This is a genomic window from Curtobacterium sp. ME12 (genome assembly GCF_903970855.1).
In the GTDB taxonomy this organism is placed as follows: Bacteria; Actinomycetota; Actinomycetes; order Actinomycetales; family Microbacteriaceae; genus Curtobacterium; species Curtobacterium poinsettiae_A.
The window spans coordinates 1-22,926 of record NZ_CAJCKD010000027.1; the positions used below are offsets into that span (position 1 = coordinate 1).

The following is a 22,926-nucleotide window of genomic DNA, read 5'->3' on the forward strand; positions in this document are numbered from 1 at the left end:
ACGGCCAACGCGGCCGCCACAGACGAGTCAACGACGCCTACTGACGTGCCGCAACCCCACCTTCGAGGCCTCGGTGTGCCTGTCCGGCAGCCAAGATCGGCTATTGAGACGATCTGTGTGCTTCGTGGGAGTGGGACAAGTTCGCGTTTGTAGCGTCGACCGGGTTGCCTCGCGGACCCTAGCTGAGAGTCCGACTCTTCTGATCGGGCTGGCCTCGTCAGATCTTCCGCGTTGAACCCGACGACGTCGTGGCACGGGAGCGTCCGCCGGGAACCCGAGTCCCTGGCGGATGTTCCCTCTCGCGGCCCTGCCCGCGCGTGGGACGACCGTCGTGTCGGGGTGCGCGGAAAGCGCGGCTGGTAGGTGTCCCCGATTCGCGGATGCCTAAATCGGTTAGGTGTCCGGGGACGTGGGTTCGTAGCGTTACTGCTGTCAGGACGCACCAACCGCCCGTGTCCGTTCAACACTCTCCACACCCTCGTGGGGGCTGAATATCGCACGGCACCCTGACTGCTACGAGACGCGCAACGTCTCAGGAGAGGCGGGCCCATCATGACCGCCACGATGATCACTCCGACCACCGGCGCTCCGGTCGCAGGCTTCCGCCACGTCGCCGCCTACCCGTCGACGTCTCGCTCCTCGTTCTCCGAGGTTCGCGAAGCCCACCGGAACCGTGTCCTTGCCGCTTCGGCAATCCTGACCGGCATCGGCGCCGTCAGCATCTCCGCGGTCGCCGCGATCGTACTGAGCGTCGCCGCATGAGCCCCACGATTTCTCTTCCTGCCGTGTTCGTCGATGAGCGTGTGAACGCTCCGACGGAAGCGATCGACATGACCGCGCTGATCCTGGCGCAGAAGTAGGCCACACCATGCAGCACCAGTACAACGTCCACCAGCTCCGACAGATCCCGACCGAGTGGCACCGCCGCGGGATGAGCTCCCCGGCAGAGATCGACGCCCTCGTGAACGAGCGCCTCGGCCAGCCGCGCCTCGCGACCGTCGCGCCGAGCGGCCCGTCATACGCGGACTTCTTCCGCGCCCCGACTGCCGCGTGAGCGCGCAGAAGATGACCCCAGTCCTACGGTGGACGGTCGCGGACGAGGGGTTCTGGGTCGCAGAGGCCGAGGGCTCCTACGCAGGCACCGTGGACCGGCAGGGAAAGCATCACTACGTCCGGAACGGGTACGGGGAGTACATCGGCGACTACGCCACCCTCCCCGCCGCGCAAGTCGCACTCGCTGCGCGCAGCACCGACCGCCGAACCCGGTGGCTGCACCGATGATCAGCCTGTCCGACGTGCTGCCTGAGCACCGGAACACGTGCCGGCGGCTGCTGCAACTGCACGCCATCGCCGCCCGACCGGAAACCGCACCACAGCCCATCCGCTGATCGTGTCCGCGAATCGCGGACACGATCGGCAACGCTTGCCGGACGGCCGCGAAGAGCGGTCATCCTGGTCGGCACCCACCCTTCGAGGCTTACTGTGAAGTCCGTTATGACTGCACCTGTTGCTCCGCGAAACCCCGCTCCCGGGGCAGACGCGAGCGCGAGCGACGTGATCCTGGTGGCCGCGGATCGGGTTCTCGGCCGCGGCGGCGCATTGCAGCTGCAGATCGAGACAGTTGCCGGCGACGCCGGCGTTGAGGTCGATGCGGTTCGTGCCCGGTTCCCAGATGTCCTGGCGTTGGCCACCGCAGTGCTGCGGTTCCGGCAGGAGCAGTGGCTGACTGGCCTCGCCGCCGCGGCGGTCGGGATATCCGAGCCGCGGGACCGGATCTTGGCTCTGTTCAGCTACCTCGAGTCGTGCTTCATGGACGACGACTGGCGCGGATGTGCGTTCATCAACGGCTACGGCGAGCTCGGCCGCGCCGAACCCACCATCGCGGCCCTCGCCGACGAGCACCTGGCGAGCATCGAGACGCACCTGCGTGCCCTGTGTATCGAAGCCGCGCTCCCGCCATACGTCGCGGATGGGTTGTCGCTGCTGGTGCAGGGCGCGAAGGTCGAAGCCGCGATCCACGGCACCACGCAGCCGGCACGGTCAGCGCGGATGACCGCAGCGATGCTGATGAGCGTCTACGAGCCGGCCCGCGAAGACCTCTTCATCTGACGCAGCCGCCGTTCTTGCAGTGGCGGCTCAGGTGTTGGCAAGGGTGTCCTTCGGGTACTCGCTGAACTCGGCAGTGTACTGCTGGCTGAACCGGCCCAGGTGCGCGAAACCCCACGCGGACGCCACCTGCCGCACCGTCGTCGTCGTCGGGTCCGCGGCACGGAGTTCCTGACGGACCCGTTCGAGCCGCACCCGTCGGATGAACGCGTTCGGGGTGGTCTGCAGGTCCCGCTGGAACGCTTCCTGCAACGCCCGAAGGCTGACGTCGAGGTGCTTCGCGAGTGTCGTCGTCGTGATCGGCAGGTGCACGTTCTGGTGCACGTACTCGACCGCTGCCTGCACGTGCGCCGACCGAGACGCCCCGGACCCAGCCTCATTCCCGGTCTGCTGCTGTGGGTACATCTCCAGCAGCGACGCGGACACCAGCCGCGCCATCTCCGCGTGCAGCAACCGCCCCGGCGTGCTCTCGCGGAGCGTGTGAGAGACCAGGGAGACGGTGTTGTGCCAGGTCCGGACCGCCTGCTCAGAGGGCGCCATAGTGGGGTCGAAGACGATCCCACCGGACACGTCCGCACCCTGCTCCGCAGCAACACGTTCCACGAGCGGCCGGGACAGGTGCACCAGGCGCTGTTCGTAGGTGTCCATCTCGAACGCGAACGAACGGTGTGCCAGCAGCGGCACGGGCACACCGTGCGTCATCTGGAACGGCTGCCCACCGGTGTCGAGGACACTCGTTCCGGACTGCAACCACTGCACGACCACTTCATCCGTCGGCTGCAGTTCGCCGGCGAGCCGGCCCCCGAACTTCGACGTGCGCAACGTCATCGTCTCGTCACCGATCGCAGCGTACCGGTACGAGAACGGAGCATCCGACGCGGCGACGTGCAGCTTCCCGCCGTACAGCTCAGTGAGCAGTTCTTCGGCTTCCTCGGGCTTGGTCCCGGCTGCTTCGAGACGCACCGGCATCGCGTCATCGATCGGCATCAGCACGAATCATCACACACAGTCCGACGGGTGCGGCAACCCACATCCGGCAGGCGCACCAGCCACCGGGGGCCGCGAGCGATCGGTGCAGTGGTGTGAACCTGTGGGGAGGGCGCGGGTGACGTGTAGAAGGTGGGGAGTCGTTTGTTCGATCCGGAGACCAGACAGGTTCCGGGAGGCGCTCGTCGAGCGAGCGGAGCCCCCCATGTCCACCCCTCCTGAACCGCAGGTCCCTCCCGGTGTTGCGCTGTTGGAAGCCGTCAACGAGCTCCGCGCCGCCGAGACACTGATGAGTAACCGTGCCAGAGCCCGGATGCACCTGCGGGCGCCGGACTATCAGGCGTTGCAGTACATCGCCGCGCACGACGATGCCGCCGAACCTGCACGGGTCAAGGACCTGGTCCCGGTCCTCGGGATCACCGACGCCGCGGCGACGATCATCGCTGACCGCCTCGAGAAGCGCGGGCTCATCACCCGCACGCAAGACCCCATCGACCGCCGCAGCCGGTTCCTCGCCCCCACCGACGCCGCCCGCGCTGAACTCGCCGACGTGTTCGGGCTCTTCCCCCGCGAAGTACGCGACGTTCTCAACGACGTCGACCAGAACGACATCGCAACCATCCGAGACCTCGCCGACCGGGTCCGGGAACTCCTCGACCGCACAGCAGTCTGACCCCAGTCTCAATAATCCATCGGCTATCGAGACGACTGTTCCGGGTTCCGGGTTCCGCGGGTCGCCTACTCTGGCGGCATGGATTCATGGATGATCGAGGCTCAGCTCCCAGACCATCCCTCGTCGCTGATTGTCATCAGTGCGTACGGGGTTGTCGATCACGTCGCACCATTCGATTCGCCGTTGCGGATCGCACGGGATATCGACGGCTTCAATGAAGCCGGGGTTGAGGCGATCCCGTTTGATCGGCCCGCCGTTCTCATCCACGAAGCAACCGAGGGAGGGCGAGACGTCACGGGCATGACCTTGCAGTTCAGGGCGTCGGCCTCCACCCCGATCCGTTCTGCGGCCGTGGTAATCAGCATCACGTACGTTCCAGACTCCCTCGTGCCGACCGAACCCGAGAACGTTGAAGCAGCCCTGGCGCAGTCTCGCATTGACTCGATAGAGCAGTACCAGAAGAGCACCGACGGCCACCATGAGGGCGACGATGCGCCAGTGACGCTGACCTTCCGGCAAGTGCAGAAGCTTGCCGCGATCATCGACGCAGCACGGCAAGGGCAAACCGCGTATGCAGATCAGCTCGACAAGGTGACGTGGTTCCTCAACATCGCAGCTTTAGAAGCGAACCCCCGTATCGATGCTCAGAACAGCCGATCGGCGGAGGAGCTCTGGGCAGAGATCGATAGCTCTGTGCCGTGGCCCTTGCACGGTCCGCCGCGCGCCCAGCCGGACATCGACTCTTGACGGATCGGGGCTAGAAGCGAATTGGCTGTCGGGCGGTTGCGCCCTGTCTTCGCTGCGCTGCGCAGGCCATCGGAGGGACCATGGCTCGGTCGTCGACGTCGGCTGCAGCTGCTCGAGGTGGTCGGTCATGATGGATGAATCATCGGCTCGCGTGTTTACCCTGCTGATCGTGGACGACGAGCTCGAGCGGTTGCAGTGGTTGACCGCCGATGAGCTCGCGTCCGCGCGTCGGAGTGCGATCCGCCGACTGAACCGGCTCGACCGATCTGCGCCGGACGCTGCATGGCGGGAGGCGGTGCTACAGCGCACGATGCGCCTGATTGGCGAAGTGCAGGACGGGCGCCGGCGGCAGCGCTGACGTCCTGGTGTCGGCGGCCGTGGTCATCATCGGTTCATGCCCGAACATCGGTGGGCGCCGCCGAGCCATCCCGATCCGCCCGAAGACCAGCCACTCGGCATCGATGCGCCGCCGGCACCTGACCGGGTCTCCGGATACCCGGCGGTGTGGGTGCAGGTCGAGTTCACCCGGTCGGGCCCGCAGGCATGCCTCGGCTTCGTCGAGCAGGCCGATGGGGACGTGGTCTACGTGCAGCTCGTGCACATGTGCTTCGTCCACCACGTCTGGGTGCCAATGGACCGGCTCCAGAAGCGGTCTCAACGGCCGCAGGCGCGCCACTGATGGGTCAACGCCGGCGTGGCCGCTGGGTGCCCGAGGAGGCCCTCTCCATCCCTCAAGAGGCCCGTGGCGGGCCCGTGGGGGATATTGCGCCGTCGGCGCCGGTGTGGGCGCGGATCCGCACGTACCGAGGCGTCGATCGACGGGTGGAAGCGCGCGCAATCGCGGTGACCGCTGACGCGGTCCTCATCGAGTGGGGGACCGGGCAGGCCGCGACCGCGGCGTGGGTATGGCGGGCCGCGCTGAAGCACCGCAGTCTCCTCCCAGTGGGCTCATAGCGTGCGGGGGGGCTCGCTAGGCGTTCTAGCGTTACCGTGGATGCGCGCTCGGACTGTTCCCCCCAACACGTTCGAGCGTGAGCCGCTCGGGTCTGCCCCCCATTGGGTCCGAGCAGCACCGGCCCCGGTCCTGCACCGCCCCCCTCGCAGGCCGGGGCCGCTTCACGTTCGCCGGTCTCTGCGCGCCGGCGAGCTCCTCGAGCGCGGGAGAGCTGAGCGGGCCGCCGTGCCGGCGGGCTGTTCTGGTCTGAGTTGCCCCGCCTTCGGCGGCCTGTTCTGACTGGAGGGAGCCGGCAAGCCGGCCAGTGCTTGTCGAACCCTGCCGGGTTCGTTGTTTGCCCGGGAAGCCTTCGGCGATTGTACGGACGAGGTTCCGGGCCGCAAGCCGTCGCCACCGCCGCACGCGAGAACTTTCGACCGGCGCCGTCGTGCTCATCTCCTTCGTCAATGGACGGCGCCGGTCGAAACTTCTCGGAGCGTCGCCGCTTTGGGCTTGCACCCCGGCTCCTCGTCCTATCGGCACTACGTGCCTTCCCGGGCAAACAACGAAAGGGAGAGGAAGAAGGAAATGAAGTTGATGGGTATTCGAGCGACCGCAGATGGTGCGGTCGAAGGCGTCGTCGTGAACGCGGCGCAGTCCACCCTGCAGGGCACGCGGGAGCAGATCGGGTGCCGCCTGGTGGACGTGGTCCGCCTCGACGGCCGGATCGACGCGTGGATCGATGACGAAGGCATGTACGCGGGGGACCGCAACGACCTCGCCACCGTCGCAGCGGTCGCGCTCGGGCGGTCTCGTGCGGCGTCGCCGCTGTTCGGGACGGTCCTGTTCCTGACCTACGACGAAGCCGGGGACACCCGGTCGCTGTCGCCGGATCAGTACACGGCCGTCATGACCGCATTCGGCCACGCACGCGCCGCCCTCACCCGGGCGGAAGCGCTCACCGCGGCACTTCACCAGTAACACCCGCAGTAGCACCCACCGAATGAAACAGACCGGGTGCGAAATCCCTGACAAGGACAAGTTGCCAGGACCCGCACCCGGTCACTACCGGAAAGCGTAGCAAACACAATGAGCATCATCGAGAACACCCGGACCACCACCACTGGCACCGTTGACGCGGTCGGCGTGGACCTGGTCACCATCCCGGCTTCTGAGGCCGTGATCGAGGACAACGTCCGCACCGCGGCGGACCTCGACCCCGCGTTCCTGTCGTCCGTGAAGCGTCACGGGGTGCTGCTGCCGACGATCGGCTACCGGAACGCGGACGGGGCCGTGGTGGTCCGTGACGGGCAGATGCGCGTCCTCGCCGCTCGCGAGGCGGGCGCGACCGTGCCGGTGTTCGTCACCGAGCGCGGCGACACCCCCGCCCAGCGGATCGCGGAGCAGTTGGTCGCGAACGAGCGCCGTACCGCGCTGACGGACGGGGACCGGCTCGCCGCCTACCGGCAGTTGGAACTCGCCGGACTCTCCGTTGCGGGAATCGCTCGCGAAACCGGCACCGACAAGGAGCAGGTGCAGGCGACCCTGACGGTGGCGAAGTCGGAGGCCGCGACTGCCGCGGTCGTGGACCGTCAGGTGTCGTTCGACGCGGCGCTGCTGCTGGCCGAGTTCGAGGGCGACGAGACGGCCACGGCGGAACTGAACGAGTGCATCAGCGAGGGCTACGACGACGAACTGCCGTTCGTCGCTCAGCAGCACCGCAACCGCCGCATCGCGGAAGCGGAAGCCGCGAAGGTGGCGGAGCAGTACCGGGAGCAGGGTGTCGCCGTCGTGGACGACAACACGGCCCTCGGCTGGAAGCGCCTCGACAACCTCTCTGACGACCCGGTCCCCGAGGATGACCCGCGGGCCATGCTCCCCGCCCTCGACCCGGAGGCCCACACCGCCTGCGGCGGACACGCGGTGCTGGTGCAGCCGATCGGTGACAGCGCGTCCGTGACCGCGGTGTGCACCACCCCGGAGGCCCACACGGCCCGGCACTTCTACGACCGCCCCGCACCCGAGTTGACCCCGGAACAGGAAGCCGAGCGCGCCACCGAAGCCGAAGCCGCGGCGGCTCGTCGGGAGCGGGACAACCGGCTCGCGGACGAGTGGACCGCAGCCCGTGAGGTTCGTCGGGTCTGGCTCGCCGGACTCGTCGCCTCGAAGAACCTCCCAAAGGACGCAGGCCGGTGGACCGCGGCGGCGCTGCTGACGCCGATGCGGGACTACTACGGCCAGCGCGTCACCGCGACCGACCTGCTGGGCGTCCCCGAGGACGCTGACGCAGCCGAGTGGGCGCGGAAGCGACCCGGGAAGGCCGGTCACATCGCGTTCGCGTTCGCCCTGGCGGAAGTCGAATCGGCCGTGGGCCGGTACGGGTGGAGCATGCCCGCCCCCGAAACGGTGCCGTACCTCACCCAGTTGGCCGCGTGGGGCTACACCCTCTCCCACGTCGAGCAGATCGTCACCGGCGCAACATCCGCCGACGACGGCGACGACGCCGACCAGGCCGCCGACAGCGCGGACCAGGACGAGGACACCGCAGCCGAGTAGGTGAACGAGCGTGAGGGTCGCAGCCAGCGGCCCTCACGCCCACCCGGCCCCGATTCGTGTCCCATCCGACCCCGAAAATGTCCCATCGGGGCGTCCGGGTGTCCGTGGGCTGCGCGCCGGCTGCGCCACCGCGGCAAGGGCTTCGCCCCTCCCAACCCGGAGCCGCTCGACGGAGCTCGCGGCTGTCACCGCCTCCGGCGGGCCAGGGGAGCAGACGAGACTCCTGCTCGAGCGGGCCGGCTACCGGTCCCGGTCAGGGCTGTGACGGTTGGAACGCGGCGGCGGGATCTGCGCCGCGGGCCGCGGCGTCGTACCGTGCCCACGACTCCACCTGCAGCTGCGACGGCTCGCTGCCGCCGTGGACGGCGGCTGCGATCGCGTTCGCGTACATGTCACGCATTTCTTCGGCATGCTTGCGCAGCAGCACAGGCCGGCTCCCCTCGAGTCCGGAGCGCGCATCGACGATGCGCCCCCTTTGAGCAGCGCTCCGCCGCATCGTCGATGCGCTCGCATGATTGTGCCTCACTTCATGCGATGTTGCACAAAGCCTCACATCAGAACATGCCGATGGGCTCGCCGCTGAGGGCACGGATCATCAGGTTGATGACGAGCACCAGACCGGCGGCGACACCGGATGAAGTCGGCCAGGGGCCCCGATCGAGTCGAGGAACCGGCCGACCGCACGGAACGGGCACCGGCGTGGCCGCGGGGTGGGGTGTCCGGCGTGCTCGGTCACGGGGTGAGGATCCCAGGGCTTCCGGCCAGAGACCGGGAGTCGCCTTCGGCTCCGGATGGAACCGGCTGCGCCGGCGCTGTGGGGCCTGCGGCCCGTTCTTTTGCCTGGAAGCCTTCGGCAGCGTACGTCCGTCCGGGTTCCGCGCAAGCCGCTCCGCGGCCGTCTCCTCCGAAATTTCCGCCACGCGGTCGCTTCGCTCCCTTATTTCGCGCCGAAATTCTCTCCCCCTCCGCCCTTCGGGTTGCACTCCACCCTCCCGTCCTAGCGGCGACAAGTCGCCTTCCAGGCAAGAGAACGTGAGGGAGAGGGAACCCCAATGCAGCACATCGACACACTCACCACCATTGTCCCGGTCGTGGACACGTTCGTCCGCGACGACGACGCGGACCGAGGCCGGGACGCGGGCATGGTCACCACCGATGGGGTGCCGGTCTCGCTCGAGCAGGACGACCACATTCAGCACCTGACCCAGACGTGGCACGACCTCGCCAACCAGTCGGATCGATCGGCGGATGCGCAGGCCGCGTACGCGGAACTGATCCGCGAGGTCGACCATCTGCAGCTCACCGGAACCACGCTGGACCCCCGCAAGTAACGGAAAGCGGCCGGGACCAATAGCAGGTTGGTCCCGGCCGCTCGATCACTCTTCCACAAGCGTCCGACTCCTCGAAAGGAACCGACCCACCATGCCTACCACCCTCATCCCCACGAAGGCTGTCGCCGCCCTGCTCCGGAAGGAGCTGCGCACTACGTTCCCGGGCGTGATGTTCTCCGTGCGCTGCTCTACCGGGACCGCGTCGGCGTGGATCAACGTCCACCACGAGGACGGACCTACGTCCGCGCAGGTGGATGAGATCTGCGGCAAGTACGAGGGCCGCTCGTTCGACGGGATGACCGACACCTACACCGACCACGGCACCACGCTCGTCGCCGGTGAGGCGGGGGAGATGCCGACCGAAGTCCGGTACTGCTGCGACGGCATCAACACGTCCCGCGACTTCACGGCCAACGGGCATCTTGCCGCGCAACGCCTCATCCACGAGCGCAGCAACATGCCGCACCTGATCCTCTGCGAGGACACCGGTGAGCTGGTCGAGGGGCGTGACATCACGGGCGGGCAGGGCTGCGAGTTCAACGACGGCCACCACGCCTGGGACCGCCCGCAGCTCTCCGCCTGGTCCGCGGTCCGGTTCCTGCTTCAGCACACCGACCTCACCCCGGCACCCGTCCGGAAGTAGTCGGAACGGGCCGCGCTGAAATCAGGATCAGTGCGGCCCGCCCGGGCGGCAAGCCGAGCGAGGGTGCCGCCCCCACCAACCTAGAGAGGACCACCAGCATGTTCATCACCTACGAACGCCCCGCCACCATCGGCGAGCAGATCGACCCGGCTGCGCCCGCCGCGGATCTCGACGCGACCGGCGCCGAGTGTGCCGCGACGACGTACGACGTCGGCGGCCTCGGATGGCACTGCACCCGCCGCCCGAACCACACCGACGACGAACACCGCGCCGCATTCGACGTTCACGGCGGCGGACCCACCGGCCAAGTCGCGTTCGCCTGGCAGTACGAGTGGGGCGGAGCCGGCCACGGCCCGTCCTCCACCGACCCCGTGACCACCGTCACCGTCACCGTCTCGTTCCCGTCGACGGCATGGACGAACGAGCAGCTGCCCGACGTGATCGCCGCCGAGATCCGCTCAGTGTTCTGGGAGTGCGACCACGACGACGTCACCGTGGCTACCACCGCGACCAGCACCCCGCACCCCGCCACGAGCTGACCCGCCGCGGCGGTGGTGGTCTTCGACATGGTGAAAAGCGCCGGGACGACACAGTTCAGGAATGCGCAGCCCGCTATTCCTAACGGTTTCCGGTGATTGCATTACCGGTTTAAGGCTCCTGGGGATTCCCAGCCCTCCCGCTGTTACTGATGCCCCAGCCGGACGTTCGTAAACGTCATGCCCTGGTGTCAAACAATGCAGACGCATGCGTTGACAACAGGCGTGCCGACCGGCAGAAAAGGGGTCAAAGAATGTGCGGAAAAGGCTACCCATATAGGCCCGCGCGTTATAGAATAGAAGCATGCAATGGGGGAGGCGCCCCCACTGCATCGCAATCTTTCGGAAGGTGATTTCGATGAGCATCACGGTTTACACCAAGTCTGGTTTCTGCGGCATGTGCCTCGCCAACGAGCGTGCCCTCGACTCCGCCGGCATCGAGTACACCGAGGCGATCCTCGACGACGTCGACCAGGCGCAGATCGAAGAGTGGAAGACCACCCTCGGCATGAACGCCCCCATCGTCATCACCGACACGGAGACCGGCTCCTGGAGCGGGTTCCGCCCCGACAAGATCGGCGAACTCGCCTCGAGCACGGCCGCGTGATGACGATGACCCTCGAGCGTCCGAGCACCATCCGCCGCGACGTCGTGCAGCAGTCCACCCGCGACGCCGTCGACGAGCTCTACGCCGGCGACACCGTGGTCGCGTTCCGCGCGATCGACACCGCCACCGCCGACCCGACCGAGAACGTCCGCGAGTGGGAACTCACCGACGAACAGCGCCAGGTCTGGGAGGCCGGCTACATGGTCGGGTTCCAGATGGCCGCCCCAGAGCTCATGGCCGAGGTCCTCGAACTGCGGGCCCGCCTCGAGCAGGCCGAACGCGACGCCGATCGGTACTACGCCGAGATGTGCCGCCGACCCGCCCCCGCCGAACCGACCGCATCGGGTCCGACGTTCGCGGAGATCTCCCGGACCCGCGGCGAGGACGACCGCGCCGCCCGCCACGAAGCGACGATGGACCGCATGTTCCCCCAGTACGCCGGCGCCCGCGCCTGAGCACGGAGACTAGAACCATGAACACCGCAGCAGACCTCACGTCGACCGTTTCAGCGCTCGGGCGCGAAGTACCCATCTGGGCCTTCCTTGTCGTCGCTGTCCTGCTCGTGCTCGTGCTCGGTGGGGTCGCATCGATCGTTGTCCGGCACGCCCGTGAGGCAGCGGGGGAGGAGCACTCATCCCTCACCCCGCTCCCCTCCACAGCAGCAGTCCTGTTCGTCGCGGCCGCGGTGGTGTTCCTCCCGGTGTTCACGGTGCTGGTGCAGGCGTTCTGATGAGCGCGGGGCGCAAACGGGTCCGCCGAAACCGGAAGCGGCAGAAGTGAGCACATGAGTGGGCCGACTCCGGTGAGTGCCGAGGAACGCTTCTTCTCGCACGTCGTGCGGGGGCCGACGCCCAGCGATTGCTGGATCTGGACCGGTGCCATCGGCGACGACGGCTACGGCCGCTTCTGGGTTCCACAACCCGACGGTGGCCAGCGTGCGATGCGGCCGCAGCGGTGGCTATACGAACACCTCACCGGCACAGCGCTGCACCCGACGGTGCTGCTGCTGCACGCCTGCGATATCCCGTTGTGCGTCCACGTCGACGTCAACGAATCGGTGTCACACCTGGCACCGGGCACGCACCGCGGGAACATGCTCGAGCGTGTGCAGCGCGGCCGCCACCGCAACGGGGCGACCGCAGTTCGGATGGCCGGCCTGCAGCGCAGCGAACGAGTGGCGCTGTCGCGTGAGCTCCGCGAAGCGTTCCGCGATCACGGGTGGGACCAGGCAGCGATCCGTGCGTGCCGCACAGGGATCGCGCCGGACACCCCGACGCTCTGGTGACCACCGACACCTAACGGCCAGAAGCCCCAACCTGGCCAGCGGTCCGATCGCCGGCGCCGCCGGCATGCGCGGGACAGGTGTCGGTCCAACTGGGGGAGCGGTCGGCGGTCGTCCACCCATGGGCGCGGGCGTAGGCGCGCGCTTCGGTGCGGCTGCTGTTGTCGTCGGGTCCGGCTATCGGGACGATGACTTGGTCGCAGCCAGCGACGTCGCAGGTGATGACCATCGCCGCTCGTGCACCCATCGTCCTGACTCCTCATCCCTAACGGCCACAGCCCCCGCGCATCGCGGCGCCGGGCCCGTCGGTTCCTATCTTGCCTGCCCGCTTACGCAGGGCCGGCGGTGCTCACTGCTCGTCGCGCGGCCCGTCGGGCTGTGTGCCCTGAGCGAGCCGCACCCGCGATTCGATGCCGGCGGTGAGGGCTTGGAAGTCGCGGATGGCCTGATCGCGGCGAAGCTTCCGAACCACGCCGATCACGATCGCTGGGACGGCGCACGCGGCGACACTTCCGATGAGCACGTTCGTCGACAGGTCCGACTCGAGCGCGTCAGGACCGGCGAACGCGACGAGGAACACCACCGTCAGGAAGACCCCAACGTACGCGATCGCGAACCACCACAGCACGACCACCATCGGCACGTTGTCCCAGCTGACCGGTCGCGGTTCCGGGGGATACGCGTTGAGCATGTCGCGACGTTGCGCGGCGCGCTCGGCGCTGCGGTCCACGATCGCGATCACTCCGCGCAGCACCAGCCAGAGCGGTAGGAGCACGAGCACCACGCCGAGCGCTGGCGACCACACGAGCGTGCCCGTCAGCACCAACCCCTCGAACGTCACCCACCCCATCAGGGCGTTCGACGCGCGCCGGGCGCGGTCAGTCCGGCGTAGGCCCGTTCGGCTGCGAAGTCGCCACCCCAAGTACCAGACGATCCGCGCGACGCCGACCGCGGACGCGACGACCGCCGTGCCGACGTTCACGCCGCCTGCCCGGTTTCACCCGCATGCTCCGCGTCCACGAAACCGTCGCTGGCCTCCACGTCCGACGTCGCGCCATCGTTCGCGCTCGGGCTGGCGGACTCCGCACCGAGGTCCCGCAGGCGGCGCACTTCCGCCACCGGAATGTCGAGCAGCTGCGCGATGCGCGGGTTGGTTTCCTTAAGCTTCACGAGCGACTGGACCGCGAGGGCGCGGTCCACGTCGATCGCGTCGAGCTTGGCGATGAGTTCTTCGCGATCGTCGTTGGCGTCGAAGAACGTCGAGGCAGCTTCTTCGATCGCGGCGTCACGTCGGGCTCGTTCAGCGTCGAGTTCTGCCCGGCGCTGACGTGCTCGTTCTCGGTTGTCCTTCTTCGTGCTGGTTCGAGCCATGGTTGGTTCCCTCTCGCTGGTCCCCTCAACGAGTTCCGACGATCGCAACGACAGCTTTGATAGGTGCTGACGCAGTCTGACCGACCGCCTGACATCACACTACCGAACGCACACACCTCTTGCACTAACAGTGTGTGGCCCTCCAAAACCCGCTACGGTGGGGGTGTGGGAGGAGGTGATCGCTCGTGATGACGGTGCACGTCCTGCACGCAGGTGACGGATACTCATACCTGACAAACCAGGTTGCTGCGGGCGATCAGCAGGTCCGGCGAAGCGAAGACCTCACGGACTACTACACCGCTGAGGGAGCCAAGCCCGGCCAGTGGTGGGGCAACGGCCTGGCCTCCCTGGGGGTCTCCGGGCAGGTGTCCGCAGAGCAGATGCAGGCCCTCTTCGGCGAGGGGCTGCGCCCTGACGCAACTGCCTTCATCCAGGAGCAGATCGCCGCCGGCGCGTCCGCCTCCGAGGCCATCGACGCCGCCCGTCTGGGCCGTCGGTTCATGACCACGAACGACCCCGACACCGAGTGGCAGGTGCAGATCCACGCCGCGTCCGTCGCGTTCGAGCGGGACCACCAGCGCGCCCCTGCGGACGCCGAACTGTCCGGCATCAAGGCCGACGTCGCGGCCACCATGCTGCAGAAGTCACTGCGTCGACCCGCCACATCGGACGAGGTTTCCTGGTTCGTCGCGCTCCGTGTTCCGGACTGGAAGCAGCAGGTCTCCCGCGGCTACCAGGGGTTCCGTGACGAGGTCGGCCGGAACCCCGAGACCGGTCCGGAACGCGACCTGGTGAAGCACAACCTCGCCGCCGATCACCTGCGCGGTGCGCTCGGCCGCGAGGCCACCACCGGCGAGGTCGCCCGGTTCCTGACCGAGCGTGGCACCCCGCCGCGCCAGCCCGTCGCGGGCTACGACCTGGTGTTCAGCCCGGTCAAGTCGGTCTCCCTGCTGTGGGCGTTGGCGGACCGCAACGACCCTCGTGAGGCGCACATCGCCCGTGAGGTGCATGCCGCCCACGAAGCTGCATGGCAGGGTGCGATGACGTTCCTGCAGGAGGAAGCAGCGTTCACCCGGACCGGTGCCGGCGGCGTCGCGCAGGTCGAAACGAAGGGCCTCATCGTCGCTGCGTTCGAGCACCGCGACTCCCGCACCGGCGACCCCGACCTGCACACCCACGTCGCCGTCTCGACCAAGGTCGAGGGCGTCGACGGGAAGTGGCGATCCCTCGACGGCCGCATGCTGCACCGCCTCGGTGTCGCCGCATCCGAGCGGTACAACTCGCTCGTCGAGGAAGAACTCCGGAACCGTCTCGGCGTGCAGTTCGTCGAAGAGTCCCGGGGTGCCGGCAAGCGCGACGTGCGCGAGATCATGGGCGTCGATCGCAGCCTCCGCGAGGGCTTCTCGTCCCGCCGTGTTGGGATCGAGCAGGCGTACTCCGAGCTCGTCGACGAGTACGTGGCCTCCCACGGCCACACCCCGCCGAAGAACATCCAGCACGAGCTCTACGAGCAGGCGAACCTCTCCACCCGCGACCACAAAGCACCGCCGTCGTCGGAGCAGGACCAGGTAGCAGAGTGGCGTCGTGCTGCCTCGGAGAAGGTGCATGTCGACGGGTGGGCGGCGGGCATCGTCGCCCAGTCGAGGGCGATGCCGGCGCAGGATCTGCTTGCTGGGCAGAGCGTGCAGCAGCTCGGGAATCTCGTCGTCACTCGGGTCGAGCAGGACCGGTCGACGTGGAAGGACTCGCACCTGCAGGCCGAGGCCGAGCGCGTCGCACGTCGCGTCGCGCAGGCCACCGGGCAGGACGTCCAAGCCCTCACTCGCGACATCACTGCCGCCGCGGTGCAGCGGTCGATCTCCCTGATACCGCCGGAGCTGAACCCCACGCCGGCGCAGCTGCAGCGCAGCAACGGTGAGAGCGTCTTCCGGATCCACCGTGCCGACGAGTTCACCTCCGAGAAGACCCTCCGCACTGAGGAAGCGATCCTCGATGCTGCCCGCACCCGGGGCGGTTTCGCGATGGAGCCGCAGGCGTTCGACGACGCGATGCGTCGGTTCAACGACCGCGCGATCGCCGACGGACACCACGAACTCAACGCCGGCCAGATCAAGCTGGCACGGCAGTTCGCGACCGGTGGCCGCCGAATCGAGACCGGTATCGGACCGGCCGGCACGGGTAAGACCACCGCGATGCGGGCCACGATCTACGCCGTCGAGGCGGGCGGTGGTCGTGTCCTCGCGCTTGGGACCACCGGCAAGGCGGCGGAAGTTCTCGGCCGCGAGCTCGGCGCGACCGCGGACACCGCAGACATGCTCCTGCAGGCGCACGCGAACGCGAAGCGCAGCGGGCAGCCGGTGGCGGAGCAGCACCGCATCGACGCCAACACGCTCCTCCTCGTCGACGAAGCGTCCATGGCGGGCACGCCGCTCATGGGACGTCTTCTCGCTCTCGCTGACGAGCACGGCGCCGCCCTCCGACCCCTCGGCGACCCCGCACAGCACGGGTCCATCGGCGCCGGCGGCGTCCTTCGCCTCCTCGAGCGCGAGACCACCGTCACCCGACTGGAAGAGGTGCACCGCTTCACCGGCGAGCACGCCACCGCCGAAGCCGCCGCCTCCCTGAAGCTCCGTACCGGGGACACCACCGGACTCGACTTCTACATCGAGCGGGGCCGCGTGTTCGCCGGCACCCGCGACGAAGTCATGGACCGGATCTTCACCGACTGGCACGCCGACACGACCGCCGGGAAGTCGTCGCTGATGATCGCCGGCACCAACGAGGAAGTGTCCGCTCTGAACGCCCGGGCCCGCGCCGACCGCGTCGCCCAGGGCCAGGTGCAGGAGGACGGACGGCTGCTCGCGGACGGGAACACCGTCGGCACCGGTGACGTCATCCTGACCCGCAACACGGACCGGTCGCTGCGGATGAACCAGGGCAAGGACTGGGTCACCAACAACGCCATGTGGACCGTCACGGCGGTCGGCCCGTACGGCGTCATGGCGAAGTCGCACCTGCACGGCGGCACCGTCACCTTCCCGCTCGAGTACGTCGACGAGCACGTGCAGCTCGGCTACGCCCGCACCAGCCACGGCACCCAGGGCGACACCGTCTCCACCGGCGGCGCGGTCATCCACCCGGACCGCACTACCCGCGAAGAGCTCTACGTCGACAGCACCCGCGCGAAGGAGCAGAACCGCCTCTACGTCGTCATCGACAAGCCGCTGGACTCCTCCGGCCACACCGACGACGAGCGTGAGAACTCCATCCGCGGAGCCCTCGAGCAGGTCCTCGGCCGTGAGGGCGCGACCAAGAGCGCCACGGAGACCCTGCGAGCCGAGCAGGACACCGCGCACTCCCTCACGACGCTGCTGCCGCAGTACGACCACGGCCGCGTCGCCGCACTCGACCCGAAGGCGATCGAGCGCGCCGAGCAGGCCGTCCGCGACGCACTTCCCGCCGATCTCGCCGCGAACATCATCAACGACGAAGCCTGGTCGACATTCGCCGCCCGGCTGGTCGACCACGATCTCGCCGGCACTGCACTCCACGCCCGGCTGCAGGGGCTTGTCCGTCCGCGGGATCTCGACGAGATCTCCCCGATCCAGTCGCCGGCGCGCGTCTACTGGTACCGGCTCGGACCGGTCACCGCGATCGGCACCGACCTCGAACCCGTGCCGGGGCTGCCGAAGTGGGTGACGCCGTTCAACGACCGCATCGGCGAACCCGAGGTGCGGACCTGGCTCCACGGCCAGCAGGAGCTGATGCGCGACCGCATCACCTCCCTCGTCGACCAGGTCGTTGCCGAACCGCCGGCGTGGGCAGAGCCGTTCGGCCGGATCCCCACGGACCCCGCGCAGGCGGAGCAGTGGCGGGAGAACATGGGCCGCATCGTCGCCTACCGGGAAGCGTTCGAGGTGCCCGCGAGCGAAGCCGTCCTCAGCGAGGAACCCGGCGGTTCCCACGCCGTCCAGGCATGGCAGGACGCCCGCGCAGCAGGGCTCGACCTCCGTACCCAGCAGGAGCGCCTGGCGCGTGAGCAGGCGTCCGCGGACGCCCTCGAGCGCATGGGCATCGACCCGAGCGCGCGCACCACCGCGACGGCCACGGCAACCCTGCCCGAGACGGCCGTCGTCGTCGACGTCGACCGGCTCCTCGAGCAGAAACCGGCATGGGTGGCGCAGTACGGCATGCAGCCGGCGGACGGCTACGCACGCGACACCTGGCGCGAGCAGGTCGCCACCGTGGCGGCGTACCGCGACGCCCACGGCATCCCCGACGACGCCTACCGTCTTCCGGACCCGGGCATGGTCGACCGCGATAGCCGGCACGCGTTCGCGGAAGCGGAGCAGGCCCACGAGGACCTCCGCCGCACCGGCTGGATGCGCGATCGCGACGGCGCCGAACGGAACACCGCCGGCCCCGTCCCCGCGGCCGAGACGACCGCCGGGGAGCCTACGACCGTCCGTCCCGGCGACGGTCCTGCGGGTACTCCGGTGGCTACTCCCGCGGTGGAGCCTGTCGAGAAGGCGGCGCCTGACGCGTCCGAGGCCATCCGTCGGCTGGCCAACGACCCGGATGCTCTCGCAGACGCGCTCCGTCGACGCCAGGAGGCCGCCGCGGCACGCGAGGCCGCGGCACGCGAGGCCGCGGCACAAGCTGCTCGCGACGCCGCGCAGCAGGCCGAGACCACGAAGCGGAACACGTACGACCAGTCCGGACCCCGTCAGGACCAGAGCGGCCCGCAGCGCCACATGTAGGCCGACTAGGTGGTTACGGGCGCCGGCGTACTCAGGTAGTCCGCTACCGGAATGGTGCAGTTCTTTTCAAGGCCGCTTCGATGCGTGTCGGTGTTGGGGCAGAACGCGATAGCGAGGAAACATGCCTTGACGCGGAGGATCTCGATCGGGTTAGTCAGCGGGCCGATGGCAATCTTTGCCGTTCGCTTCAAAACCACCTTCAGCACTACGGACAGCAGCGGTGGGACATTGAGGCGGTCAACCATCGCTTCCACGAGCTTGGTGACTGAACCGGTGAACGAGGCGAGCGCTACGGCGAGATCTTCGAACAGCTCGCAAAGTACGTGCTTGTTGAACAGGTCGCATAGCTCGGCGCGCTGCACTTTGGTTCCATCGGTTGCGACCGCATCCATGAGGTCCAACGCGGCTTTACGCGCCCGGTCGGATTGCTCGGTTGTCGCGTAGTCCAGGAGCTTGTCGCCCAACTTCACGAGCAGTTCCTGCTGCTCCGTCGTCATATCCGATTCAGAGAACGCGCCGCCTTGTCCTCCGGCCGTCGATGCGCCTGCGCCAGATGAGGAAGACGGCGCCGCGGCGGGCGTCCCTGCTGTTCCGGGAGACGTCGTGGTTGCTGCGCCGGCGGGCCCGTGCACACTCGCCGGGCACCTTTTACCTCGCTCGCTGGTCGCAGTGTGTCCGCGCACTGGTGCCGTGCATCCGCCGCCTGGCATAGTTCCCCCTCGTTCGTCCCGCCCCGACTCGCGGCGACCAGAAGGTCGCTCTCGGTCGACCACCGTAGGCCTGATCGTGCCCGGCTTGTCGAGGAGGCGTCAAGACCCCGGTCAGGTGACGACGGTGATCGGCTCCGTCGTGGGCTCAGACACGTCCGACGGTCCCGGGCTGGCGCTCTCGCGCTCCGGTGCGCTCTCGGCGCTCTCCTTGGCCAGCGCGCGAGCCGACGCGCCGGCGGCCTGTTCCAGGGCTCCGGCGGCGGCGTCCGTGGTGACCACGTTGCGGTTCCGAACGAGTAGCTTCCCGTCCTTGAAGATGCCGAGCGACTGCAGCCGCTCGATCGCTGGCCAGAGCGCCCGCTCGTGCCACTCGGACAGCGCCGAAGAGGGCTCTTCCAACATGTCGCTGTACGCAGCCTCTCGGGCGACCATCACCGCGGTGAGGACTTCGACGACGACCGGGTTCTCGTGCCAGTTCGCGGGGAACTCGTACTGCTCGTTGCTGAGGTGTCGCAGGTAGCGCTCCTCGAGCCACTGCACGAACGCGGTGAGGTCCTGCGCGAGCTCCTTCCGGCGTTCCTCGCTGACCCCAACCCAGTTCCAGGGGCCGCCCGCGTCCGCGACCGCGGTTTCCGCTACCGGGGCGGTGGTCCCGACCTGCGGGACCGGGGTCTCAGCCGCCGCCTCGGCGCCGGCGGCCGTGTCGGCCATGAGGATCCCGGCGACGAGCTGTTCGAGACGGCGGACCTTTTCTTCGAGGTCCACCGGTTCCTGCCCGCCGGCGCCGTTCTCGTCGGGCACCTCCGGTGTGGGGGCGTCGTCGCTCATGCTGCGATCCCTTCCTGCTGGAAGGCCCAGTTCTGACCTTCTTCGATGGCGGCCTTGTCGTCCTCTTCCCACCAGCCGGGCAGGTCGACGATCGCTACCGGCAGCTCCCGGTAGAAGAGCATCCCCTTACCGGGCTCGAGCTGGCGGATCGCGCCGGCGGTCATCACGCGCTCCTTGATCGTCGACGTCGACGTGGACCTGCCGTTGGCCGACTCGGTGGTGCCGATGCGTTCGGCTTCCCTCTCCGAGCACAGCTTCGACAGGCTCTCCAGGTACTCGTCGTCCTTGATCCCGCCGAGGACCATCAGGATGTTCGAGGACTTCAGGATCTTGTTCCCGCCGGCCTTCCCCCATCGGGTCTCGGCATCCTTCGGGTCCTGGTGGAACGACCACGCGATGATGCCGCGGTCGCCACCGTCGGTGACGAGCGCCGGCAGGCCCGGGATCGGGGCGATGTTCGCGACCTCGTCGAGGATCAGCGTCAGCGGCTTCGGCAGGCGGCCGGTGCGGTACTTCGTCGCGTGCGCCTTCGCGCGTCGCTCGATCGTGGACACCAGCGTCGTGATGACCGGCGCCGCGAGCGACGCTTCTCCGGACTCGCTGAGCAGGTACAGGGTGTCCGTGGATGCGAGGAACGCGTCGACGTCGAACACCCGGTCGCCTTCCTTCGGGCAGACGGAGTCGAGGATCTCCTCGAGCGCCAGGGTCTCGAGCGCCAGGCGCAGCGTCATGTCGGTGCTGTCGACCGTCTCGTGCGCCTTCGACCGGCAGAACCGGCGCAGGTCGGACAGCCATCCCGCGTTCGCGTCCGGGTGGTCGCGGAGGATGTCGTAGGGGGTGTCGATCGAGAAGTCCTTCGACCACAGCACGACGTCGCGCATCGAGTAGCCGCCCAGCGCTGCCGCGTGCAGCAGACACTGCAGCACGTTCTGCGCGGTGCCGGCGAAGAACTTCGCGTTGCCGGCATCCGCGAGCGGACGGGCCGCGATGATCGTCTTCGCCCGCCGAGTGGCCTCCTTCGCCGACTCACACCCGGCGACGATGTCCCACTTCACCCGGGTCGGCCAGTTCGTCACACCCTCCGGGTCGAACACGTGCACGGCGCCGACCTTGGCCCGCAGCCAGGCCGTGAGCCGGACGACGTCGGGCTTCGTCGACGTCGACACGACCGGCCCGAACGCCTTGAGGATCAGCCGGATGACCAGCCGCATCGTCTTGCCCGACCGCGGAGGTGCGACGACGGTGGCCACGTCCTCGGTCGTCGCCCGGATCGGGTGGTCACCCATGTAGGCGAACGGTGCGGTCGTCTCGACCTTGTAGCCGATCTCGGCACGGTCCTGCAGCTCCTGCACGCCGGCGAAACCCTCTTCCGCCTTCGGCTTCGACGGCCCGAACACCTTGTGCCAGATCGCCGGGAGGGCGAACCAGAGCACCATGAGGATCACCACGGCGACGATGACCGCTCCGACCGCGAACACGATGCCGCCCTCCGGCATCCGGAAGCGCCCCTTCAACGCGTCCATGGCGACGTCGAGCGGGTTCCACGACAGATCCCGCACCTTCGGGTCATGGCCGGCGGCGATGTGCAGGCCGGTCCAGGCCGCGATGACAACGACCGCCAGCCACACGTACACCTGCACCGTGGCCCAGAGTTCCTTGAGCGTGTCCATCAGCGGTTCGCTTTCTTGTCGAAGAACGACACCCTGCCGGCGGCGGGTGCTGGTTCGGATGATGCGGCTGCAGGAGCGGCCGGCGCCCGCGTCTTCGCGATGGCGCCGGGGCCGGGCTCCGCGAGCAGTTCGGGCAGGTCGGCGGCGGCGATCTCCCGGTTGTCGATCCACCACCGCGCGGCCGTTACGCGGCGTGCTGCCTCCAGCACGTCCCGCTGGAACACCGCCGGGTCGACCAAATTCGTTTCGACGAGCTCGCGGAACGATGCCCGCAGGAACTCCTGCCGGATCCGCACCGCCCACCGCACGGCGCCGTCGTTGCCGACCAACTCGGGCATGCCGTCCCGCTCGGCTTCCGCTCGGAGCTCGGCATCCTCCGCGGCCCGCTGTTCGGCTTCGCACGCGGGGCACTGACGGTTCTTCGCGAACCACCGTGCGGTGCCGGCACGCTGGCCTGCGGGCTTGTCGGAGAGGTTCTTGCGGACGGTGTGACCGCAGGTGTGGGTGATGTCCCACTCCGTGGGGATCGGGGTCATAGGAGGTCCTCCAGCTGCCATTCCCAGTCGATGCGGTTGAACTCGCTGGCGACGAGGACGTTGCCGGCGATGAGGAGGGCGATGCCGAGCAGCGCCCACACCGCCTGTGCGGTCAGGTGCAGCTCCGGTCCCGCGGCGGGGCCGCCCGGGAGCAGCTGCACGACGGGCAGCCCCACCACGGTGGCGGCGATCCCGCACACCGCGCCGAGCAGCAGACACAGCCGCGCGATCGCCAGGCGCCCACGCCGAACCGTCGCCCGCGGCTCAGGGACCGTTGCCCGCTTCATGCGATCGCCGCCAGCACCAGGAAGAACAGCGCGGTCATCACGCCGTAGACGCCGGCGATCGACGCTGCGGCAACGAACGGCTTCGGCGCCGTGGCACTGATCGCCGTTCCGGCGCCGACGCAGATTGCCGCCACTCCCGCTAGCCACCAGGCGGTGGCGGTGTCGTTGGCCGGAACGGCCCGCATCGGAGCGCCCCAGTAGGCCACGTACGGCTGCCACCCAGAGCGGAAGGACTCGATCCCGCAGCCGACGCCGGCGATCATGGGCGCCACGGCGAGGATGAGAAACACCACGCGGGTGCGGGACAGGCCGAACCGCGGTGCGCGGGAAAGGTCCGTGTCAACGGGCTTGTCGGTCATCGG

Annotated in this window: 28 protein-coding genes; 18 read left to right on the plus strand and 10 right to left on the minus strand. The window is 68.5% G+C overall.

Annotated elements, in window-relative coordinates; all coding sequences use genetic code 11:
• Window positions 1-552: 552 nt before the first annotated feature.
• The 4 genes from H7A73_RS12965 (at window position 553) to H7A73_RS12980 (ending at window position 2,109) form a co-directional block, all read left to right on the plus strand.
• On the plus strand, window positions 553-762 hold the full coding sequence (locus tag H7A73_RS12965; protein WP_182066338.1) for a hypothetical protein: 210 nt from the start codon (window positions 553-555) through the stop codon (window positions 760-762).
• A gap of 106 nt (window positions 763-868) precedes the next feature.
• Window positions 869-1,054, plus strand: coding sequence for a hypothetical protein (locus H7A73_RS12970; protein ID WP_182066339.1), 186 nt, complete (start codon window positions 869-871; stop codon window positions 1,052-1,054).
• A gap of 11 nt (window positions 1,055-1,065) precedes the next feature.
• Window positions 1,066-1,281 carry a hypothetical protein gene (locus H7A73_RS12975; protein WP_220456617.1) on the plus strand — a complete coding sequence of 72 codons (216 nt, stop codon included), beginning with the start codon at window positions 1,066-1,068 and terminating at the stop codon, window positions 1,279-1,281.
• A gap of 273 nt (window positions 1,282-1,554) precedes the next feature.
• Window positions 1,555-2,109, plus strand: coding sequence for a TetR/AcrR family transcriptional regulator (locus H7A73_RS12980; protein WP_182066341.1), 555 nt, complete (start codon window positions 1,555-1,557; stop codon window positions 2,107-2,109).
• A 27-nt stretch (window positions 2,110-2,136) separates the two neighbouring features.
• On the opposite strand, the gene H7A73_RS12985 is transcribed toward H7A73_RS12980, so the two are convergent.
• Window positions 2,137-3,093, minus strand: a complete 957-nt coding sequence (locus tag H7A73_RS12985) for a helix-turn-helix domain-containing protein (protein WP_182066342.1) — start codon at window positions 3,091-3,093, stop codon at window positions 2,137-2,139.
• A 205-nt stretch (window positions 3,094-3,298) separates the two neighbouring features.
• Here H7A73_RS12985 and H7A73_RS12990 point away from each other — a divergent pair, with 205 nt between their 5' ends.
• The 6 genes from H7A73_RS12990 to H7A73_RS13015 all read left to right on the plus strand — a co-directional run bounded on the left by H7A73_RS12990 (window position 3,299) and on the right by H7A73_RS13015 (window position 8,003).
• Window positions 3,299-3,766: a MarR family winged helix-turn-helix transcriptional regulator gene (locus H7A73_RS12990; RefSeq protein ID WP_182066343.1), complete on the plus strand. Its 468-nt coding sequence runs from the start codon at window positions 3,299-3,301 to the stop codon at window positions 3,764-3,766.
• A gap of 78 nt (window positions 3,767-3,844) precedes the next feature.
• Window positions 3,845-4,513: a hypothetical protein gene (locus H7A73_RS12995; protein ID WP_182066344.1), complete on the plus strand. Its 669-nt coding sequence runs from the start codon at window positions 3,845-3,847 to the stop codon at window positions 4,511-4,513.
• Window positions 4,514-4,682: 169 nt separating this feature from the next.
• Window positions 4,683-4,871 carry a hypothetical protein gene (locus H7A73_RS13000; protein WP_182066345.1) on the plus strand — a complete coding sequence of 63 codons (189 nt, stop codon included), beginning with the start codon at window positions 4,683-4,685 and terminating at the stop codon, window positions 4,869-4,871.
• A gap of 36 nt (window positions 4,872-4,907) precedes the next feature.
• Window positions 4,908-5,192: a hypothetical protein gene (locus H7A73_RS13005; protein ID WP_182066346.1), complete on the plus strand. Its 285-nt coding sequence runs from the start codon at window positions 4,908-4,910 to the stop codon at window positions 5,190-5,192.
• A gap of 762 nt (window positions 5,193-5,954) precedes the next feature.
• Complete coding sequence (locus H7A73_RS13010; protein WP_182066347.1) at window positions 5,955-6,428, plus strand: DUF3846 domain-containing protein; 474 nt, start codon at window positions 5,955-5,957, stop codon at window positions 6,426-6,428.
• A 108-nt stretch (window positions 6,429-6,536) separates the two neighbouring features.
• Window positions 6,537-8,003 carry a ParB/RepB/Spo0J family partition protein gene (locus H7A73_RS13015; RefSeq protein WP_182066348.1) on the plus strand — a complete coding sequence of 489 codons (1,467 nt, stop codon included), beginning with the start codon at window positions 6,537-6,539 and terminating at the stop codon, window positions 8,001-8,003.
• Between the two features lie 253 nt (window positions 8,004-8,256).
• Here the strand turns inward: H7A73_RS13015 and H7A73_RS13020 are convergent, their stop codons facing one another.
• On the minus strand, window positions 8,257-8,403 hold the full coding sequence (locus H7A73_RS13020) for a hypothetical protein (RefSeq protein WP_182066349.1): 147 nt from the start codon (window positions 8,401-8,403) through the stop codon (window positions 8,257-8,259).
• Window positions 8,404-9,055: 652 nt separating this feature from the next.
• Between H7A73_RS13020 and H7A73_RS13025 the strand changes: the two genes are divergently transcribed.
• The 7 genes from H7A73_RS13025 to H7A73_RS13055 all read left to right on the plus strand — a co-directional run bounded on the left by H7A73_RS13025 (window position 9,056) and on the right by H7A73_RS13055 (window position 12,405).
• Window positions 9,056-9,334, plus strand: a complete 279-nt coding sequence (locus H7A73_RS13025; RefSeq protein WP_182066350.1) for a hypothetical protein — start codon at window positions 9,056-9,058, stop codon at window positions 9,332-9,334.
• Window positions 9,335-9,425: 91 nt separating this feature from the next.
• Window positions 9,426-9,977 carry an LPD29 domain-containing protein gene (locus H7A73_RS13030; RefSeq protein ID WP_182066351.1) on the plus strand — a complete coding sequence of 184 codons (552 nt, stop codon included), beginning with the start codon at window positions 9,426-9,428 and terminating at the stop codon, window positions 9,975-9,977.
• A gap of 98 nt (window positions 9,978-10,075) precedes the next feature.
• Window positions 10,076-10,516, plus strand: coding sequence for a hypothetical protein (locus H7A73_RS13035; RefSeq protein ID WP_182066352.1), 441 nt, complete (start codon window positions 10,076-10,078; stop codon window positions 10,514-10,516).
• Between the two features lie 355 nt (window positions 10,517-10,871).
• On the plus strand, window positions 10,872-11,120 hold the full coding sequence (locus H7A73_RS13040) for a glutaredoxin domain-containing protein (RefSeq protein WP_182066353.1): 249 nt from the start codon (window positions 10,872-10,874) through the stop codon (window positions 11,118-11,120).
• Complete coding sequence (locus H7A73_RS13045) at window positions 11,120-11,575, plus strand: hypothetical protein (RefSeq protein ID WP_182066354.1); 456 nt, start codon at window positions 11,120-11,122, stop codon at window positions 11,573-11,575. Before H7A73_RS13040 ends, H7A73_RS13045 begins: the two co-directional genes overlap by 1 nt.
• 17 nt (window positions 11,576-11,592) lie before the next feature.
• Window positions 11,593-11,850, plus strand: a complete 258-nt coding sequence (locus tag H7A73_RS13050) for a hypothetical protein (RefSeq protein ID WP_182066355.1) — start codon at window positions 11,593-11,595, stop codon at window positions 11,848-11,850.
• 54 nt (window positions 11,851-11,904) lie between these two features.
• Window positions 11,905-12,405, plus strand: coding sequence for a hypothetical protein (locus H7A73_RS13055; protein ID WP_182066356.1), 501 nt, complete (start codon window positions 11,905-11,907; stop codon window positions 12,403-12,405).
• Between the two features lie 346 nt (window positions 12,406-12,751).
• Here H7A73_RS13055 and H7A73_RS13060 read toward each other — a convergent pair whose 3' ends face one another.
• Together H7A73_RS13060 and H7A73_RS13065 are read right to left on the minus strand one after the other, a co-directional pair.
• Window positions 12,752-13,252 carry a hypothetical protein gene (locus H7A73_RS13060; RefSeq protein ID WP_182066357.1) on the minus strand — a complete coding sequence of 167 codons (501 nt, stop codon included), beginning with the start codon at window positions 13,250-13,252 and terminating at the stop codon, window positions 12,752-12,754.
• A 128-nt stretch (window positions 13,253-13,380) separates the two neighbouring features.
• Complete coding sequence (locus tag H7A73_RS13065) at window positions 13,381-13,773, minus strand: hypothetical protein (protein WP_182066358.1); 393 nt, start codon at window positions 13,771-13,773, stop codon at window positions 13,381-13,383.
• A 188-nt stretch (window positions 13,774-13,961) separates the two neighbouring features.
• Between H7A73_RS13065 and mobF the strand changes: the two genes are divergently transcribed.
• Window positions 13,962-18,533 (plus strand): MobF family relaxase, encoded by a 4,572-nt coding sequence (gene mobF, locus H7A73_RS13070; protein ID WP_182066359.1) that lies wholly within the window; start codon window positions 13,962-13,964, stop codon window positions 18,531-18,533.
• Between the two features lie 5 nt (window positions 18,534-18,538).
• Here mobF and H7A73_RS13075 read toward each other — a convergent pair whose 3' ends face one another.
• The 6 genes from H7A73_RS13075 to H7A73_RS13100 form a co-directional block, all read right to left on the minus strand.
• Window positions 18,539-19,030 carry a hypothetical protein gene (locus tag H7A73_RS13075; RefSeq protein ID WP_182066360.1) on the minus strand — a complete coding sequence of 164 codons (492 nt, stop codon included), beginning with the start codon at window positions 19,028-19,030 and terminating at the stop codon, window positions 18,539-18,541.
• A gap of 324 nt (window positions 19,031-19,354) precedes the next feature.
• A complete protein-coding gene (locus H7A73_RS13080) occupies window positions 19,355-20,071 on the minus strand; it encodes a hypothetical protein (RefSeq protein WP_182066361.1) in 717 nt (238 codons plus the stop codon).
• Window positions 20,068-21,741, minus strand: a complete 1,674-nt coding sequence (locus H7A73_RS13085) for a type IV secretory system conjugative DNA transfer family protein (protein ID WP_182066362.1) — start codon at window positions 21,739-21,741, stop codon at window positions 20,068-20,070. Before H7A73_RS13085 ends, H7A73_RS13080 begins: the two co-directional genes overlap by 4 nt.
• Window positions 21,741-22,277, minus strand: coding sequence for a hypothetical protein (locus H7A73_RS13090; protein WP_182066363.1), 537 nt, complete (start codon window positions 22,275-22,277; stop codon window positions 21,741-21,743). The genes H7A73_RS13085 and H7A73_RS13090 overlap by 1 nt, the downstream gene beginning before the upstream one ends.
• Entirely contained in the window at window positions 22,274-22,564 is a 291-nt protein-coding gene (locus H7A73_RS13095) for a hypothetical protein (protein ID WP_182066364.1), read from the minus strand. Before H7A73_RS13095 ends, H7A73_RS13090 begins: the two co-directional genes overlap by 4 nt.
• Window positions 22,561-22,923 (minus strand): hypothetical protein, encoded by a 363-nt coding sequence (locus H7A73_RS13100; RefSeq protein ID WP_182066365.1) that lies wholly within the window; start codon window positions 22,921-22,923, stop codon window positions 22,561-22,563. The genes H7A73_RS13095 and H7A73_RS13100 overlap by 4 nt, the downstream gene beginning before the upstream one ends.
• Window positions 22,924-22,926 lie beyond the last annotated feature (3 nt).

Excerpts from the sequence above, each read along its gene's own strand:
- H7A73_RS12965 (WP_182066338.1), top strand. The coding sequence starts at position 553 with ATGACCGCCACGATGATCACTCCGACCACCGGCGCTCCGGTCGCAGGC.
- H7A73_RS12970 (WP_182066339.1), top strand. The coding sequence starts at position 869 with ATGCAGCACCAGTACAACGTCCACCAGCTCCGACAGATCCCGACCGAG.
- H7A73_RS12975 (WP_220456617.1), top strand. The coding sequence starts at position 1,066 with ATGACCCCAGTCCTACGGTGGACGGTCGCGGACGAGGGGTTCTGGGTC.
- H7A73_RS12985 (WP_182066342.1), bottom strand. The coding sequence starts at position 3,093 with ATGCCGATCGATGACGCGATGCCGGTGCGTCTCGAAGCAGCCGGGACC.
- H7A73_RS12990 (WP_182066343.1), top strand. The coding sequence starts at position 3,299 with ATGTCCACCCCTCCTGAACCGCAGGTCCCTCCCGGTGTTGCGCTGTTG.
- H7A73_RS12995 (WP_182066344.1), top strand. The coding sequence starts at position 3,845 with ATGGATTCATGGATGATCGAGGCTCAGCTCCCAGACCATCCCTCGTCG.
- H7A73_RS13005 (WP_182066346.1), top strand. The coding sequence starts at position 4,908 with ATGCCCGAACATCGGTGGGCGCCGCCGAGCCATCCCGATCCGCCCGAA.
- H7A73_RS13015 (WP_182066348.1), top strand. The coding sequence starts at position 6,537 with ATGAGCATCATCGAGAACACCCGGACCACCACCACTGGCACCGTTGAC.
- H7A73_RS13020 (WP_182066349.1), bottom strand. The coding sequence starts at position 8,403 with ATGCGTGACATGTACGCGAACGCGATCGCAGCCGCCGTCCACGGCGGC.
- H7A73_RS13025 (WP_182066350.1), top strand. The coding sequence starts at position 9,056 with ATGCAGCACATCGACACACTCACCACCATTGTCCCGGTCGTGGACACG.
- H7A73_RS13030 (WP_182066351.1), top strand. The coding sequence starts at position 9,426 with ATGCCTACCACCCTCATCCCCACGAAGGCTGTCGCCGCCCTGCTCCGG.
- H7A73_RS13035 (WP_182066352.1), top strand. The coding sequence starts at position 10,076 with ATGTTCATCACCTACGAACGCCCCGCCACCATCGGCGAGCAGATCGAC.
- H7A73_RS13040 (WP_182066353.1), top strand. The coding sequence starts at position 10,872 with ATGAGCATCACGGTTTACACCAAGTCTGGTTTCTGCGGCATGTGCCTC.
- H7A73_RS13045 (WP_182066354.1), top strand. The coding sequence starts at position 11,120 with ATGACGATGACCCTCGAGCGTCCGAGCACCATCCGCCGCGACGTCGTG.
- H7A73_RS13050 (WP_182066355.1), top strand. The coding sequence starts at position 11,593 with ATGAACACCGCAGCAGACCTCACGTCGACCGTTTCAGCGCTCGGGCGC.
- H7A73_RS13055 (WP_182066356.1), top strand. The coding sequence starts at position 11,905 with ATGAGTGGGCCGACTCCGGTGAGTGCCGAGGAACGCTTCTTCTCGCAC.
- H7A73_RS13060 (WP_182066357.1), bottom strand. The coding sequence starts at position 13,252 with ATGGGGTGGGTGACGTTCGAGGGGTTGGTGCTGACGGGCACGCTCGTG.
- H7A73_RS13065 (WP_182066358.1), bottom strand. The coding sequence starts at position 13,773 with ATGGCTCGAACCAGCACGAAGAAGGACAACCGAGAACGAGCACGTCAG.
- mobF (WP_182066359.1), top strand. The coding sequence starts at position 13,962 with ATGACGGTGCACGTCCTGCACGCAGGTGACGGATACTCATACCTGACA.
- H7A73_RS13075 (WP_182066360.1), bottom strand. The coding sequence starts at position 19,030 with ATGACGACGGAGCAGCAGGAACTGCTCGTGAAGTTGGGCGACAAGCTC.
- H7A73_RS13080 (WP_182066361.1), bottom strand. The coding sequence starts at position 20,071 with ATGAGCGACGACGCCCCCACACCGGAGGTGCCCGACGAGAACGGCGCC.
- H7A73_RS13085 (WP_182066362.1), bottom strand. The coding sequence starts at position 21,741 with ATGGACACGCTCAAGGAACTCTGGGCCACGGTGCAGGTGTACGTGTGG.
- H7A73_RS13090 (WP_182066363.1), bottom strand. The coding sequence starts at position 22,277 with ATGACCCCGATCCCCACGGAGTGGGACATCACCCACACCTGCGGTCAC.
- H7A73_RS13095 (WP_182066364.1), bottom strand. The coding sequence starts at position 22,564 with ATGAAGCGGGCAACGGTCCCTGAGCCGCGGGCGACGGTTCGGCGTGGG.
- H7A73_RS13100 (WP_182066365.1), bottom strand. The coding sequence starts at position 22,923 with ATGACCGACAAGCCCGTTGACACGGACCTTTCCCGCGCACCGCGGTTC.